Origin of the sequence: Streptomyces inhibens, assembly GCF_022221585.1 — a bacterium.
In the GTDB taxonomy this organism is placed as follows: domain Bacteria; phylum Actinomycetota; class Actinomycetes; order Streptomycetales; family Streptomycetaceae; genus Streptomyces; species Streptomyces inhibens.
The window spans coordinates 9,626,042-9,640,739 of record NZ_CP084681.1; the positions used below are offsets into that span (position 1 = coordinate 9,626,042).

Consider the following 14,698-nt stretch of genomic DNA (forward strand, 5'->3'; position numbering starts at 1 on the left):
GTGGGCGATCCTGTGTATTTCCCCGAACTCACCAGTAGCTAAGGGAGGATTGACGGAGTGTCATTTGAACAGCCGGAGAAGATGCTGTAGTAATTCCCCTGCGCATTCCGAGCGTGACGGCCAGGGAGGTATCGCTGGTGTTCGCTGTCGCTCGCCCTGCGCGCGGCGTGAATGCACAGCGAAATTAAGCGGTAGCAGAGCGCGCACGACAAAAAGTGCCGACAGGTAGGTCCAGACCGCATTTCATGAAACGCGCACCGGCTGCCCCGTAGGGGCTTCGCCAGGTGGCGACTCGGCGTACGCCAGCGTCATCCGCCCGATGGCTGGGCAATACATTCCCCCACACCTCGAAAGAGTCCATATATGCGTCTTCCCCGCTTCAAAACGCTGTGGAGAACATTAACGGTGGTCGCGTTGATCGCGATCACCGCAGGGTTCCTGCTCAGTGGTGGCAACGCCAAGGCCGGTTCCCTAACCGGCACCGTGACCGGCGGTCAAGGCAACTACCCCGGCATCAACGAAAGGTCGTCGGCCAGCCTTTCCGCCCGCGTCGTCGGTCAGGCCACGGTCGGCAGCAAGGTCTCGATGACCTGCCGCGTCCAGGGCGAGGCCGTGGAGAACGACACCCGCTGGATCTGGTCGGACTCCGGATCCTTCTACATAGCCAACGCGTTCATCAAAGGAAACACCGACAGCCTGCCGGCCTGCTCGTCCCGGCATCCCAAGCCCAGCCAGCGCGCGGCCCTCAAGATAGACATGCAGAAGCAGGTTCAGGACCAGTGGTGCTGGGACGCCAGCGGCCTGACCATCGCCAAGTACTGGGGTTTCAACCAGTACAGCCAGCAGGACTTCTGCCGGCTTGCCGCCCAGAACGGCAACCTCAGCTGCGACAACCAGCCCGCCACGCTCGACGACGTAGCCAACGGCCTGGCCAACATCGGCCTGAGCGACACCGGATCCGGCCTCGACCGCAGTGCCTCCTTCTCGGAGACAGGCAAGGAGATCGACGGCAAACGCCCTTTCGCCGTCCGTATCGGATGGAATTCCGGCGGCGGCCACATGAACGTCATCTACGGCTACGACCCGTCATCACAAATGATCGCGGTCGGTGACCCCTGGAAGACCACGCAGACCTACACCTGGTGGAACTACAACGACTACGTCAGCAACTCAAGGTTCCAATGGACCCACTCTCGCATCGGGATACACAAGTAAGGCGGGTAGAAATGCGCAGCAAGAAAACTTCTCTACAGCAAAGTGCTACTCGTCTCGCACTTACCCTCGGCGCGGCGGCGACCCTGCTCTCCACCGCCTTGTGCGGCCCGGCACAGGCGGCCGATGGCCCGAGCGGTATTCCCGACTACGAGGGCGCACGGAAGGTGCTCAAGACCGCGCATGTGCACACCGCGGTCTCCCGATTCCTCGGCGCGACGGCGAACGCCGGCGCCGACGGCGGCTCGAGTGCGGCGGCGCCGATGGCGCCTGGGGCACACAATGACCAGCAGGCGTTGAGCTTGAAGGACCCGATCGCGCTGTACGAGCTCGCACCCGAATTCGTCACCGGGAAAACGAAGCCCACCGCGGGCAACGTGACACGCCTGTCGTACCTGGCCTCCCGGGCGAACGACGCCAGCGGGCACAAGGCCACGGTCCTGCTCTCCTCCACCGCCAAGAGCGGTGGCAGCGGCGGAAGTTGGCACCTGATGGGCGTGCGCAACGGCGACAGCGATCTCACCTACGGCGAACAGACCACGGACCGCTCGAAGGTCTTCACCGAGCCGCAGATCCACGCCTGGTACCGCCTGAAGAACGACATCGTCGAACCGCTCAACCGGGAAGCGGCCTCGGGACTGGGAGGCAAGCGGACGGTGACGCTCGCCGCCTACCAGAAGCTGGTACACAGCCGCTACGCGGACAAGATGCCGGGATCCGCGTATGACCGCAAAGGACTGGCCGGCGGATTCGGTCCGGCGTCCCCACCGTCATCTCCGTCCACGCCAGCATCTTCGTCCTCGGCTCCCCTGCAATTCGGCGCCTCGGGAGTGGTGGCGGTCGCGCTTGCCGGCGGCGCCATCGCCGTACGCCTCCGCAACCGCAAGCGGTCGCAGGTGAGCTGACGGGCCACACTGACCTGGGTGTTCTCTTACGAACCCCAGCCAACCCCCACTGAGGAGGATTCAGGCGCCGGATTCCCATCAACGGAGTCCGGCGCCCCTCCCATGAAACGCCGCTACCTGTAGGCCACTTCACCAACCGCACGCCGACGGTCATGGAAGGGATCCAACGACTGGCTGACGCCCCGCCCGGCGTCCCCGCCCGGCGGAGAACCCGGACGACCCTCGCCGCCGGCACCCGCCGGCACCCGCCGGCACCCGCCGGCACCCGCCGGCACCCGCCGGCACCCACCGGTCCACCGAGCCCCTGCCGCGCGACGCCACCGTCCTCTCCGACGCTGTGACCGCTCTCCGTGCTCCCCACCGGACATGCCATGGGCTGCGACGACTGCTTCGCCGACGGTGTCTGCGAGGCCACGCAGCCGTGCGCGACGACGACGGCCCCATACATGTCCCACGTTCTACGACACCGCCCGCGCTGCGGCGCTCACCGAGGTGGTGCTCGCCACCATCCGCATCCGACCCTGAACGAAGGTGAACTGACCAGATGAGACTCGGTTTCCTCACCGCATGCCTGCCCGGCCTGTCGCTCGACGAGATCGCGGTCTGGGCCGCAGAACACGACTACCACGCGCTGGAAGTGGCCACCTGGCCCGTCGGTTCTCGCGACTCGGCGGCCGCCCACCTCGACGTGGCCCGCTTCGGCGAGGCCGACGCCGACCGTGTGCGCGCGCTCTTCGACCGGCACGGCCTCGAACTGTCGGCCTTCGCGTACTACGAGAACAACCTGCACCCTGATGACCACCGCCGCGCCGAGATCGCCGCGCACGTACGCCACAACATCGATGCCGCGGCACTCCTAGGCGTCCCGTACGTCGGCACCTTCGTCGGCCGCGACCCCGGCCGCACGGTCAAGGAGAACACCGCACTGGCAGAGAAGGAGCTACCGCAACTCGTCGACTACGCAGGCGAACGCGACGTGAAGATCATCATCGAGAACTGTCTGATGGCGGACTGGCACCCGGACGGCTACCCGGGCAACCTCGCCTACTCCCCAGAGCTGTGGGAATGGATGTTCTCACTCGGCCTCTACCTCAACTACAACCCCTCGCACCTGATCTGGCAAGGCATTGACCCCGTCGAGACGCTCCGCCCGTACGTCGACCACATCCCGCACGCGCGGGCCATGGACACCCAGCTCGACCCGGTGCGCCGCAACCGCCACGGCGTCTTCGGCAAGAGCATCGAGCGCGACGACCCGTGGGACAACAGCTGGTGGCCGCACCGCATCCCCGGTTCCGGTGACGTCGACTGGCGGCACATCGCCGACAGCGTCGAGCGCGACGGCCCGTGGGACAACGGCTGGTGGCGGCACCGCATCCCCGGCCTCGGCGACATCGACTGGCGTCGCATCGTCGACACCCTCTACGAGGGCGGCTTCACCGGCGTGCTCTCCGTCGAACACGAGGACCCCGTCTGGAGCGGCGATGAGGAGAAGGTCAAAGACGGCCTGCGCATCGCCCACCGCACCCTGCGCCCGCTCATCCTCACCTGACACCCGCCAGCCCTCCGCCAGATCCCCTCCCGACCGCCTCTCCCCGGGAGCTGGTGCTGCGACCGTGTAGGTCGCCGAGTTGATGGGTGGTACCGGTAACGGGTTCTGTGCGGCGCAGGGCCGGGGCACGATGCCGCGGTGATCACCTCGCCCATACCGCCCGTCGTTCCCGCAGGTCACATGGCCAAGCTGGAACAGCGCGTGCTCGGGCGGCCGCCGGTGAGGACAGCCGTCGGGTCTGATGAGCCAGGGGTCGGCCGACCGCGCGACACCCGCCAGGCCGGGAGGCGGAGCGATGCCGGAGAAGGGATGTGGCGCCATGGCGGAAACGGCCCCCGCCGCCCGCACGGTGAGTGCACTGCTCGCCGACGGGACCACGGTCCGGCTGTGTCCGGCGGGCCGGACACCCATCTCGCCGCGATCAGATCCGGCCCGCCGGCAACTTCATCGAGGCCACCCAGGACTGCGGTGCCTTCGTCCAGCTCTCCGGAGTCCTCAAGCGGGTCGGCGTCAAGCTCTCCAAGATCTGCAACGATCTGCGCCTGACCTCGTCTGGTGGCGCCGACCGCCGGCAGGACCTGACGAGACCCTCACCGCGCCGTGAATGAGAGGCTTGGTGTCTGCTGACGGCAGGTGCAGGTTGGAGTACCTAGGCTGGGGGCGGCGCACCCGCGCGTCGCGGTGCCCGTACTGGTCCTGTCCACCGCCCCGCTCACCTTGCTTGCCCTGGCCGCTGCCGAGAAGTGAACGTCGGTCGCTGCCGTGCCAGGCCATGTGCTCTCCTGGATCGAGTCTCAGTCAGAACATGTTCTTCCCGTCCCACGCGCCAACGCCACAGGCCGAGGCGATCACGGCTGGGGTCCCGTCCTGAGGGCCGAGCTCATCGCCCACACCGGCAGCGACATGAGCGTCTTCGGCAGCGCAGACCGCCTCGTCGGCGTCGCCGGCCTCGCGCCGATCCCGAAGGACTCCGGACGCATCAGCGGCAACGTGCGCCGCCTCGCCGCTACTGCCGAAGCCTGCTGCGGGTCTTCTGCATGCCCGCCATGGTCGCAGCCATCACTTGCCCTTGCACGACGTCGCCTGACCTCTGGTCGCCTCGGAGGGCGAGGCGGAAGCGTCGAGCAGCCGTCTACCTCACCTCGCCGCTCACCAGGACGACCTCCAGGGTGCGCGGCCCGTGCACGCCCTCTACGCGGTTGAGTTCGATGTCGCTGGTCGCGGAAGGGCCCGAGATCCAGGTCAGCGGGCGCGCGGGGTCCAGACGCTCAAGGGCCTGCGGGACCGAGGAGACTACCTGGTCGGGGACTCGTACGAGACAGATGTGGTGGTCGGGGAGGAGCGTGATGCGGCGGCGGCCCTGATCGGGGCCGCCGTCCAGCACGAGGGTGCCCGTCTCCGCGATCGCCACCGCGCAGCCCGTGACGACGCTGTCGCTCGTCTCCAACTGCGGGAGGCCGCTGTCCGAACGGTCGGGCACACGGACCGCGTCGGATGTCGCGAGCCAGTGTGCGGGCAGGCCTGGCGGTACGACCACGGTCTCCGCGCCGTGCTGGGCGAGCAGCCGGGCGAGCAGGGAGGGGAGGCCCTCGGCGTCGGTGCGGTGCACGATCGCTCGGTAGTCGGCGAGGTTCTCCGCCAGCAGGTCGACGGTCTGCTCGACGGTGCGTTCGCCGTGCTCGCGCAGATAGCTGCGGTCGATGGCCCGGTCGTACGGCGGGCCGTCGTTCGTGACGTCGGCCAGTGCTCTCCGCACCCGGTCCAGGACCACGTCTCTGCTCTTCACGTCGACGTTCCTCCGTTCGTGCGCTGCCACCAGTCGCGGAATGGCTCCGCAGGGCACCGGCGGCAACTCGTGGACCGCGCTCCAGGCCTTGCCCGGTCCCGGCAGCCTGCGCGGATTGCAGCGGCGCGTGCGCGAAGCGAGGCGCTGGCCGGTGCGCAGGGCGCCCGGGTGACTGAACGCCCACTGCGCCGCGCGCATCACGGCCCGCTCGGCGGCGTGCCCCTTGGCGGGCTTGAGCACGACTTTCTCGCCCTTCCGGGTGGCCGGGCCGCCTTCGACGACCCGCTCCCGCAAGTGGACCAGCACCTCGGGGATGTCGATGGCGTCCGGACACACCTCGTAACATGCGCCGCACAGCGACGAAGCGTACGGCAGCGAGGCGTCCAACTCACTGTCGGTGCCGCGTAGTTGGGGGCTGAGGATCGCGCCGATCGGCCCAGAGTAGACCGAGCCGTACGTGTGCCCGCCCGCCCTCTCGTACACCGGGCACACATTCAGACACGCCGAGCAGCGGATGCAGCGCAGCGCCTGGCGGCCGACGGTGTCGGTGAGCGTGTCCGTGCGGCCGTTGTCGAGCAGGACCAGGTGGAAGGCCCGCGGGACCGTCCGCGTCCGTGGTCCCGGTCCACGTGGACGTGTAGGGGTTCATACGCTCGGCTGTCGAGGAGCGGGGCAGTGTCTGGAAGAACAGCGCCAAGTCCCGCCACGTCGGCACCACCTTCTCGATGCCGACGACGGAGATCAGTGTCTGGGGCAGGGTCAGGCACATCCGGCCGTTGCCCTCGGACTCCACGACGACCAGGGTGCCGGTCTCAGCGACCATGAAGTTGGCCCCGGAGATGCCGACCTTGGCGCGCAGGAACTTCTCGCGCAGGTGGACGCGGGCGGCCTCGGCGAGTTCGGCCGGGCTGTCGGTGAGGTCCTCGGGCGCCGGACGGCCCCACCTGCTCATCTCGGAACGGAAGATGTCGCGGGTCTCGCTGCGGTTGCGGTGGATGGCCGGGACCAGGAGGTGCGAGGGCCGGTCTTCGCCGAGCTGAACGATGAGTTCGGCGAGGTCGGTCTCGTAGGCGCGGATGCCCTGGGCCGCCAGGGCATCGTTGAGGCCGATCTCCTGCGTGGTCATCGACTTGACCTTGACCACTTCGCTCTCGCCGGTCGCCTTGACCAGGTGGGTGACGATCCGGTTGGCCTCGTCGGCGTCGGCGGCCCAGTGCACGCTGCCGCCGGCCGCGGTGACCGACTCCTCCAACTGAACCAGGTAATGGTCCAGGTGGCGCAGGGTGTGGTCCTTGATCTGCCGGCCCGCCTCGCGCAGCGCCTCCCAGTCGGACACCTCGGCGACGGCCGCTGCACGCTTGTCACGGATGGTGTGGGTGGCGTGGCGCAGATTGCCGCGCAGGGTGGTGTCGCGTACGGCATCGTGTGCCGCCTTCGGGAAGGCCGGCATGCCGAGATGCGTTCCGCTCATACCAGGGGCTCCTCTCGCGTGCTCGCCAGGATCTCGGCGAGGTGGACCGGCCGCATGGCGACCTCCAGCCGGGCCATGGTGCCGCCGATGTGCATCAGACAGGAGTTGTCGGCGGCGCACAGCACCTCGGCGCCCGTCGACTCGGCATTGCGGATCTTGTCAGTGCCCATCGCCGCCGAGATGTCGGAGTTCTTGACCGCGAAGGTGCCGCCGAAGCCGCAGCACTCCTCGGCGCCGGGCAGCTCCACCAGCTCAAGTCCCTTGACTGCCTGAAGAAGACGCCGCGGCCGATCGCCGAGCCCGAGGCTCCGCAGTCCGTGGCAGGTCGGGTGGTACGTGACCCGTCAGTTTTAGACCTAGGTCCCGACCGCACAGGACGACGACCGGCCCGGTCGTCTCGGCCGGGCCGGTCGTCGTCTGCGGTTCTACCTGTTCGCGACCGCCGCTTCCCGGAGGATCCTGCCCGGCCCCGGCGCCGTCCCCAACGCCCGGTCGAGGTCGGCCCACAGGTCCTCCACGTCCTCCAACCCCACCGAGAGTCGCAGCAGCCGGTCGCTGACTCCCGCGCCGCGGCGGTCGTTGGCGTCCACGATGCGGTGGCTGATGGACGCGGGGTGCTGGATGAGGGTGTCGACGCTGCCGAGGCTCACGGCCGGAGTGATCAGTCGGACGCCCGCGATGACGTCGTGGGGGTCGCCGGCTACCTCGAAGGCGACCATGGCGCCTCCGATGCGCGGGTAGTGGACGCGGGTGACGCGTGGGTCGGCGGCGAGCCGGCCGGCCAGCTCCGCTGCGTTCGAGGACGCGGCTCGGACCCGTACGGGCAGCGTCGACAGACCACGGAGCAGCAGATAGCCCGCGAGCGGATGCAGCACTCCGCCCGTGGCGAACCGCACCTGGCGCAGCCGCCCGGCGAACTCCTCGTCGCAGGCCACCACGCCGCCCATGACGTCTCCGTGGCCGCCCAGGTACTTGGTGGCGCTGTGCAGGACGAGACGGGCTCCCTGCTCGACGGGGCGTTGCAGCACGGGGGTGGCGAAGGTGTTGTCGGCGAGCAGCGGGACGGAACCGCAGGCGTGCGCGAGGGCTCTCAGATCGAGTTCGGCGAGGGTCGGGTTGGCCGGGCTTTCGACCATCACCAGGCCGGTGTCGGGGCGCAGCGCGTCCGCGATGCCCGCCGGGTCGACCCAGGTCACCTCGGAGCCCAGCAGCCCTGCGGTGAGCAGGTGATCGCTGCATCCGTACAGCGGTCGTACGGCGACGACATGGCGCAGGCCCATCGCGTTGCGTACGAGCAGCACGGCGCTCAGCGCCGCCATCCCGGTGGCGAACGCGACCGCGCTCTCGGTGCCCTCAAGACGTGCCAGGGCGGTCTCGAAGCGGGCGACGGTCGGGTTGCCGAGGCGGCCGTAGACGGGCGGGCCCTCCGGTTCGGCACCGTCGGCCGCGAAGGCGTCTATCCGGGCGGCCTCGCCTCGGCTGTCGTACGAGGGGTAGGTCGTGGACAGGTCGATCGGCGGGGCGTGCACCCCCTGCCGCGCGAGGTCGTCCCGCCCGGCGTGCACCGCCTCGGTGGCGAGCGCCCGGGGTGCGGGCACGCCCGGGAGACGACGACCGGTGCCGTCGGGAGAATGGCCGGTTCCCTGCGGGTCGGCCGGTACGTCATAGGTGTCAAAGCTGCCGGAGTCCATGCGCAGGAGTCTGAACACCGAGCGGGGCCGGAGGGCCGGACCCCGTGCTACGTTCGGCCTATGACCGATTCTGTCGTACTCGATCCGGTGGATCTCCATCTGCTACGGCTGCTGCAGAACGACGCACGGATGACGTACCGCGATCTCGCCGCGCAGGTCGGTGTCGCGCCTTCGACCTGCCTGGACCGGGTGACCAGGCTGCGCCGCTCGGGAGTGATTCTCGGCCATCGGCTGCGGCTGGACCCGGCGAAGCTGGGCCGGGGCCTGGAGGCACTGCTGTCCGTGCAGGTCAGGCCGCATCGGCGGGAGTTGGTGGGGCCGTTCGTGGAGCGGATCCGGGCGCTGCCGGAGTCCCTTACGGTCTTCCATCTGACCGGGCCCGACGACTATCTCGTCCATGTCGCGGTCGCGGACATGGCGGATCTTCAGCGGCTGGTCCTCGACGGGTTCACCTCACGGCCCGAGGTGGCGCGCGTCGAGACCCGGTTGATCTTCCAGCAGTGGGACTGCGGCCCGCTGCTGCCGCCCCGGCCCGACGGCGCTCCCGCCCCCACGACCACCTTCGACCATCAGGCCCCAGGGAACCCGGGAGCCTGATGCGTATACCGGTCCAAGCCGGAGCCGCGGGTTCAGATCTCGGAGGCGCGAAGGATGTGCCGCGCCGCGAGGCGGCCGTCGCAGTTGTCCTTTGACGGTGAAGTTAGCGGCCGCGCGGATAGGCGAGTTGGCCACCCCCTGGCACCGTCCGGACCGCCGCCACTGGGTTCTGGCCCACCGCAGCCTCACCGCCCCACACGAGACCGCCTACTACATTGCCTACGCCCCTCGAGACCACACTCCCTGGCCGGGATCTGGCGCATCGGTGAGCTCATCGAGGATGCCCCTGCCGATGCCTGGCAGCAGCTGTCCTGCGGCGTCGGGGCGAAGGGCCCGCGCGTCTACGACTGGGCCGCGGCGAAACTGCCCGCCAACCTCATCTTCGGCTCCGATCCGCCCACCCCTCACCGCTGGGTGATGGCTCGCCGCAGCCTGTCCGACCCCGGCGAACCCGCCTACTACCTCGCTTACGCACCCGTCGGCATCGAGATTGCCGAGTTGGTCCGGATCACCGGCTCCCGCTGGGCGATCGAGGAATCCTTCCAGGCCGCGAAGAACGAATGCGGCCTCGACCAGTACGAGGTCCGCCGCTACATCGGCCGGTATCGGCACATCACCCTGGCGACGCTCGCCACTCAGTCCTGGGCGCACTCGCAGCCCAGGCCGGCAACACCGCAAAGGGGGCTGCAGAAACGGATCAGCCCTCGTCCCGCTCACCGTGGCAGAGATCCGGCGGCTCCTGGACGTTCTCCTGCCCCACCCACGAGCCGACCGCGATCCCATCGCCCATGCATTACATGGTCGGCCTGGCGACGACACCGCCAAGCCATCGCCCGCCACTGCCACTACCGCAGAAGAACCAGCTCAGGACACGAACCGCTGCTGGAGTGCTGAGGGAGCCCTGAGGGGCTGGGTCCGCCAGGCCGAAGCTGACCAGGGCAGCCAGCCCGACCTGCTCACCACCGCCGAATGGACCGAACTGGCCCAACTCCGCAAGGAAATAGCCGAGTTGCGGCGGGCGAAGGAGATCCTCACGGCGGCTTCGGTGTTTTTCGCGACACCCGCGCCATGGCCACCGACTCCGCCGGCGACCCCCTGCCCTGAGGAGTGTCCGGTGGCCTGCCGTGCCCACCGGCACGCCGCAGGGGCCCGCGCCGGCCCTGCCCGGCTACCGGGACGACGCCGTCGACCTGTCCGGCATCGCCCCGGCCAACGACCGGCCGGCTGACCCAAACGAAACTGCACAGTCATGGTCAGGCGTCTTCGGGATCCAGCTCGAACGTGAAATAGATGCTCAGCGTGTAGGGCTCGTCCTCGCCGTCCAAGACAGTCCACGACACGTCTACCAGGCGGACTTTTTGTTCCCGCAGCCACTCATGGGCTTTCCCGAAGGTGTCCGCGGCAGTTGCGCCGAGGAACAGCTTCCTGGCCATGGGATGCACCCCGGTCTCAGCATCCGAATCGTCAAAACCCTCTGGAACGTCCAAGCTGAAGTTGGGATCGAGCACCATGCAGTACGCCCTTTCCAGTCGGTTTACCAGTACCTCTCGACAGAGGTTGCCCCTCTGAGCGCGACGCCTGGTAAAACCGCCGCACACCCGGAAGGGTTGCTTCTGTCGACCATGCGGCGAGACGACGCAGCCGGTGGAACGGCCCCGCGGTGATCGACGGGTACGCGAGGGCCGCGGGGTTGCTGACAGGGGCCTCGCAACGCGAGTGCAGCGCAATCAGCGGCGCACCGATACCCGCTGCAGCTCAGCTCCGAAGGCGGTAATGGCTGGGCGTCAGGCGCAGCCCGGAGCCCAGCGGAGAGGTTGGCCAGAGCGTGAGTGATTGGTAGACGGGCACGGCCGAGGTGGCGGAGGACCGTCACGCCGAGCGCGGTCAGACCGGCGATGAGGACGGCTTTGAGGGCGTCCGTCCGCCGGTGATGAGGAGGGCCAGCTTGGCAGGGTCGGACGCCATCCCAGCCATGATCGACGCGGCCAATCGGCGTCATAGCCCTGGCTCGAAGTACCTGCAGGGTCGGACGCATGGTTTGGTCATCGGTATCAGTCGACGGCCTTCAAGCCGCCCAGCGCCTCACCGAGGTCGAGTTCGGTACTGCCACGGGTCTGGAAGCCCAGCCGCGTGCCCAGCAGCACTCCGACGCTGCTCAGTTCTTCAGTCCGCCTCCGACACCTGCTAGCGCCGCCACTCTCCCGGGCCCGGCGTGCGGGGCACCTCGCGCACCGGGCGAGTGAGGTGACCGGAGCAGGTTCAGACGGGAACGATCAGGTCGATCCCGTAGGCCGCGACCGCGAGGCAGGTGGCGAAGCACAGCACGGCCGTGGCGGCCGCCACCTTCTGCTGCCGGCCCCGGGGCACGTCGGGGGCGGGCTCTCCGTGTCCGGCGCGATCCCTTGCGGCCAGGCCGAGCGAGAACATCACCACGACCACCACGGTGATCCCGAGGCTGACTCCGAAGACCCCGGCGAGAGCGCCCCAGTCGATGTCCATCCCGTATCCCCTTCCTCGGCGACGGGCCGCTCCGCCGGGCCGGCTCAGGCGGCCGACCGGACGGTGGGCTCCGCGTCGGGTTCCGGCACCTCGTTGACGTTCTCCGCGCTCACCGGACGGCGGCGCGAGAGCACGTAGAAGGCTGCCGCGGCAGCCAGCGCAACGCCCGCCACCAGCGCCACCCCGGCGTCGCCCTGGTCGGCCACCCACGCCGCCACGCCTCCCACGGCGGCCGCGGCCGGCAGCGTCAGCAGCCAGGACACCGCGATCCGCCCGGCGACGCCCCAGCGCACGTGTGCCAGCCTGCGGCCCAGCCCTGCGCCGAGGATGCTGCCCGTGCACACCTGGGTGGTCGACAGCGCGAACCCCATGTGCGACGAGGCCAGGATCACGGCGGTCGCGCTGGTCTCGGCGGCGAAGCCCTGCGGGGCCTGGATGTCGGTGAGCCCCTTGCCCATGGTCCGGATGATCCGCCAGCCGCCCACGTAGGTGCCCAGGGAAATCGCCAGGCCCGCGCTCAGTACCACCCACCAGGGCGGCCCCGCGCCATGGGCGAGCACCCCGCTCGAGATGAGCGCGAGGGTGATGACTCCCATCGTCTTCTGGGCGTCATTGGTGCCGTGGGCCAGCGCCACCAAGGACGCCGACCCGATCTGGCCCGCGCGAAAGCCCTTCCCGACGGCGCGGCGCGAGGTCCTCCGGGTGATCACATAGGCGAGGTAGGTGGCCAGCAGCGCAATCACGCAGGCCACCACCGGTGAGGCAACCGCCGGGATCACGATCTTCTCGATGATCGCGCCGAAGCGCACCGCGGATCCCCCGGCCCCCACCCACACCGCGCCGATCAGCCCGCCGAACAGGGCGTGGGACGAGCTGGAGGGCAGCCCGAGGAGCCAGGTGACCAGATTCCACAGGATCGCCCCGATCAGCCCGGCGAAGATCATCACCAGCGACACTTCGCTGTCTTGGACTATGCCGCCCGAGATCGTCTTGGCCACTTCCGTGGAGAGGAAGGCTCCGGCCAGATTGAGCAGGCCCGCGACGGCGACGGCGACCCGGGGGCTCAGGGCCCCGGTGGCGATGGAGGTGGCCATCGAGTTGGCGGTGTCGTGGAATCCGTTGGTGAAGTCGAAGGCCAGGGCGGTGAGGATCACGGCCACGAGCAGGAAGGAGACAGATGCCATCCCGGTCCTCCACGTCGAAAGCGGTCCGGCCGCGCACACCGAAACGTGTGTGCGAACCGCCGTCCCTCTCACGCTAAGTGCCGCTCCGGATCGCCGCCAACGCGACGGCGCGGGCCGGTCGCTGGCGGTCGGCTGCAGTCAGTGCCGTGCCGAACTCAGCGACGGGCGTTGAGTAGTACGACGATCTCGGAGCCGCGACGCATTGCCGCGGTCCACCGGGGTTCGCACCATCCCCAGGGGACAAGGATCCTGCCGAGTGGATGCCGCCCGCCAAGGACCACGCCTGCACCTACGCTGCCGACTGGATCGCCTCCCAGCGCAGGCTCGAACGCGACGGCCTCGTGCTGCGCACCGTGTACCCGACGGTCCCTGTCCCGGTCGACTATCGCCTGACCGATGCCGGGGCTGGCCTCACCCACCTGGTCAAGGCGCTCGCCGACTGGTCACTTGCCCATCGTGCTGGCATTGCCGAGGCGCTGCGCGTGTACGACCAGACCTACCCGACCATGACATCCGCTCATGAGAATGGCTATTGCCCTGTGCCAGTGACTGGCACGGACGCGCTGTCAACAACGTCATGACCCGCAACAACTAGACAGTTCCGAGGGCTTCGCGCAGGAGCGAGACGGCCTGATCGACGGCTGCTCGGGTGGCTTTGGACTGACTGAGCGAGTTGAGCATCATGAAGTCGTGCACCGTGCCGTCGTAGCGCACCGTGGTGACCGGAACGCCGGCGCCGCGCAGCTTGGCGGCGTACGCCTCGCCCTCGTCGCGCAGTACGTCGGCCTCGTCCACGATCAGCAGGGCGGGCGGCAGACCGGTGAGTTGCTCGGCCGTGGCCTGATTGGGAGAGGCGGTGATCTCTACGCGCTGCTTCGGGTTCGTGGTGTAGGCGTCCCAGAACCACTCCATCAGCTTGCGGCTGAGGTAGTAGCCATCGGCGAACTCGTCGTAGGAAGCGGTGTCCATGGCCGCGTCCGTGACCGGGTAGTACATCGACTGCTGCACGAAGGTGACGTCACCGCGCTTCTTGGCCATGAGGGCCAGCGCAGCGGTCATGTTGCCGCCGACCGACTCGCCGGCCACCGCCATGCGCCGCGCGCCCAGACCCTTCGACGCACCCTCGCGCGTGATCCACTGTGCGGTGGCGTAGCCCTGCTCAATGGCCACGGGGTAGTGGGCCTCTGGTGACGGTGTGTACTCCACGAAGGCCACAGCCGTGCGGGCCCCGACCGAAAGCTCCCGAACCAGACGGTCGTGGGTGTCGGCGTTGCCCAGCACCCAGCCGCCGCCGTGCATGTACAGCACGACGGGCAGCATTCCGGAGGCGCCTTTCGGCTTGACGATGCGCACCCGCACGTCGCCCACGGAGGCCGTTACGGTGATCCACTCCTCGTCGACCGGCAGCTTGTCGACCGGCGCGGCCTGCAGGTCGTCCAGGACCTTGCGCGCTTCGGTCGGCTTCAGCTCGTACAGAAACGGGTGGTTCGAAGTCGCGTCGGCAAGCTCCTGTGCCGGGCGCTCCAGGACGATCGAGGAGGATCGAGCAGTCATGACAATGCTCCCTGTCACTGCCGAGAAGCCCATGGTAAAGAGAGTCAGGCGCGTCATGCCCGTCCGAAGGGCATCGGCGTCACCGCGCTCCCCGTTTCGGGTTGAGCCCCTGGTCAAGCCCTCGATGGGGCGATATGCCCATCGTAGTCGCGGCCCTTGCGATCCTCGACTGCGGACGTCGATCGACGAGGTTCCGAAGACCAAGCGACGAAGCCGCCGTGATGTCGGCCGTCGATCATTAACAAGC

The 14,698-nt window shown here is 68.8% G+C and carries 10 protein-coding genes and 6 pseudogenes; 8 read left to right on the plus strand and 8 right to left on the minus strand.

The window, feature by feature from the left end; genetic code table 11:
* Positions 1-363: 363 nt before the first annotated feature.
* From KI385_RS43405 to KI385_RS43425, 5 genes and pseudogenes are all read left to right on the plus strand, one after another.
* Positions 364-1,215: a papain-like cysteine protease family protein gene (locus KI385_RS43405; RefSeq protein WP_238577466.1), complete on the plus strand. Its 852-nt coding sequence runs from the start codon at positions 364-366 to the stop codon at positions 1,213-1,215.
* An 11-nt stretch (positions 1,216-1,226) separates the two neighbouring features.
* Positions 1,227-2,117 (plus strand): hypothetical protein, encoded by an 891-nt coding sequence (locus KI385_RS43410; RefSeq protein ID WP_238577467.1) that lies wholly within the window; start codon positions 1,227-1,229, stop codon positions 2,115-2,117.
* Positions 2,118-2,661: 544 nt separating this feature from the next.
* The gene (locus tag KI385_RS43415) at positions 2,662-3,669 is read left to right on the plus strand and encodes a sugar phosphate isomerase/epimerase family protein (RefSeq protein ID WP_238577468.1); all 1,008 of its coding nucleotides are present in this window, start codon (positions 2,662-2,664) and stop codon (positions 3,667-3,669) included.
* A gap of 434 nt (positions 3,670-4,103) precedes the next feature.
* Positions 4,104-4,226, plus strand: a pseudogene (locus KI385_RS43420) (lyase family protein); the annotation flags it as partial.
* A gap of 295 nt (positions 4,227-4,521) precedes the next feature.
* Positions 4,522-4,701, plus strand: a pseudogene (locus KI385_RS43425) (transposase); the annotation flags it as partial.
* Positions 4,702-4,801: 100 nt separating this feature from the next.
* Here KI385_RS43425 and KI385_RS43430 read toward each other — a convergent pair.
* From KI385_RS43430 to KI385_RS43445, 4 genes and pseudogenes are all read right to left on the minus strand, one after another.
* Positions 4,802-5,455 carry a LutC/YkgG family protein gene (locus KI385_RS43430; RefSeq protein WP_238577469.1) on the minus strand — a complete coding sequence of 218 codons (654 nt, stop codon included), beginning with the start codon at positions 5,453-5,455 and terminating at the stop codon, positions 4,802-4,804.
* A pseudogene (locus tag KI385_RS43435) lies at positions 5,452-6,926 on the minus strand (lactate utilization protein B). Before KI385_RS43435 ends, KI385_RS43430 begins: the two are co-directional and overlap by 4 nt.
* Positions 6,923-7,270: pseudogene (locus KI385_RS43440) on the minus strand (heterodisulfide reductase-related iron-sulfur binding cluster); the annotation flags it as partial. The pseudogenes KI385_RS43435 and KI385_RS43440, both read right to left, overlap by 4 nt.
* Before the next feature lie 81 nt (positions 7,271-7,351).
* On the minus strand, positions 7,352-8,617 hold the full coding sequence (locus tag KI385_RS43445) for a trans-sulfuration enzyme family protein (RefSeq protein WP_238577470.1): 1,266 nt from the start codon (positions 8,615-8,617) through the stop codon (positions 7,352-7,354).
* A 60-nt stretch (positions 8,618-8,677) separates the two neighbouring features.
* Between KI385_RS43445 and KI385_RS43450 the strand changes: the two genes are divergently transcribed.
* Positions 8,678-9,214: an Lrp/AsnC family transcriptional regulator gene (locus KI385_RS43450; RefSeq protein WP_238577471.1), complete on the plus strand. Its 537-nt coding sequence runs from the start codon at positions 8,678-8,680 to the stop codon at positions 9,212-9,214.
* Positions 9,215-9,454: 240 nt separating this feature from the next.
* Positions 9,455-9,996, plus strand: a pseudogene (locus KI385_RS44880) (IS701 family transposase); the annotation flags it as partial.
* A 471-nt stretch (positions 9,997-10,467) separates the two neighbouring features.
* Here KI385_RS44880 and KI385_RS43460 read toward each other — a convergent pair.
* The 3 genes from KI385_RS43460 to KI385_RS43470 form a co-directional block, all read right to left on the minus strand.
* Positions 10,468-10,725, minus strand: a complete 258-nt coding sequence (locus tag KI385_RS43460) for a hypothetical protein (RefSeq protein WP_238577472.1) — start codon at positions 10,723-10,725, stop codon at positions 10,468-10,470.
* 748 nt (positions 10,726-11,473) lie between these two features.
* Positions 11,474-11,713 carry a hypothetical protein gene (locus KI385_RS43465; RefSeq protein WP_238577473.1) on the minus strand — a complete coding sequence of 80 codons (240 nt, stop codon included), beginning with the start codon at positions 11,711-11,713 and terminating at the stop codon, positions 11,474-11,476.
* A 44-nt stretch (positions 11,714-11,757) separates the two neighbouring features.
* Complete coding sequence (locus tag KI385_RS43470) at positions 11,758-12,897, minus strand: inorganic phosphate transporter (RefSeq protein WP_238577474.1); 1,140 nt, start codon at positions 12,895-12,897, stop codon at positions 11,758-11,760.
* Positions 12,898-13,214: 317 nt separating this feature from the next.
* Here KI385_RS43470 and KI385_RS43475 point away from each other — a divergent pair.
* Positions 13,215-13,420 (plus strand): annotated as a pseudogene (locus tag KI385_RS43475) (winged helix-turn-helix transcriptional regulator); the annotation flags it as partial.
* A gap of 68 nt (positions 13,421-13,488) precedes the next feature.
* Here the strand turns inward: KI385_RS43475 and KI385_RS43480 are convergent.
* A complete protein-coding gene (locus KI385_RS43480) occupies positions 13,489-14,451 on the minus strand; it encodes an alpha/beta hydrolase (protein WP_238577476.1) in 963 nt (320 codons plus the stop codon).
* Positions 14,452-14,698: the final 247 nt, after the last annotated feature.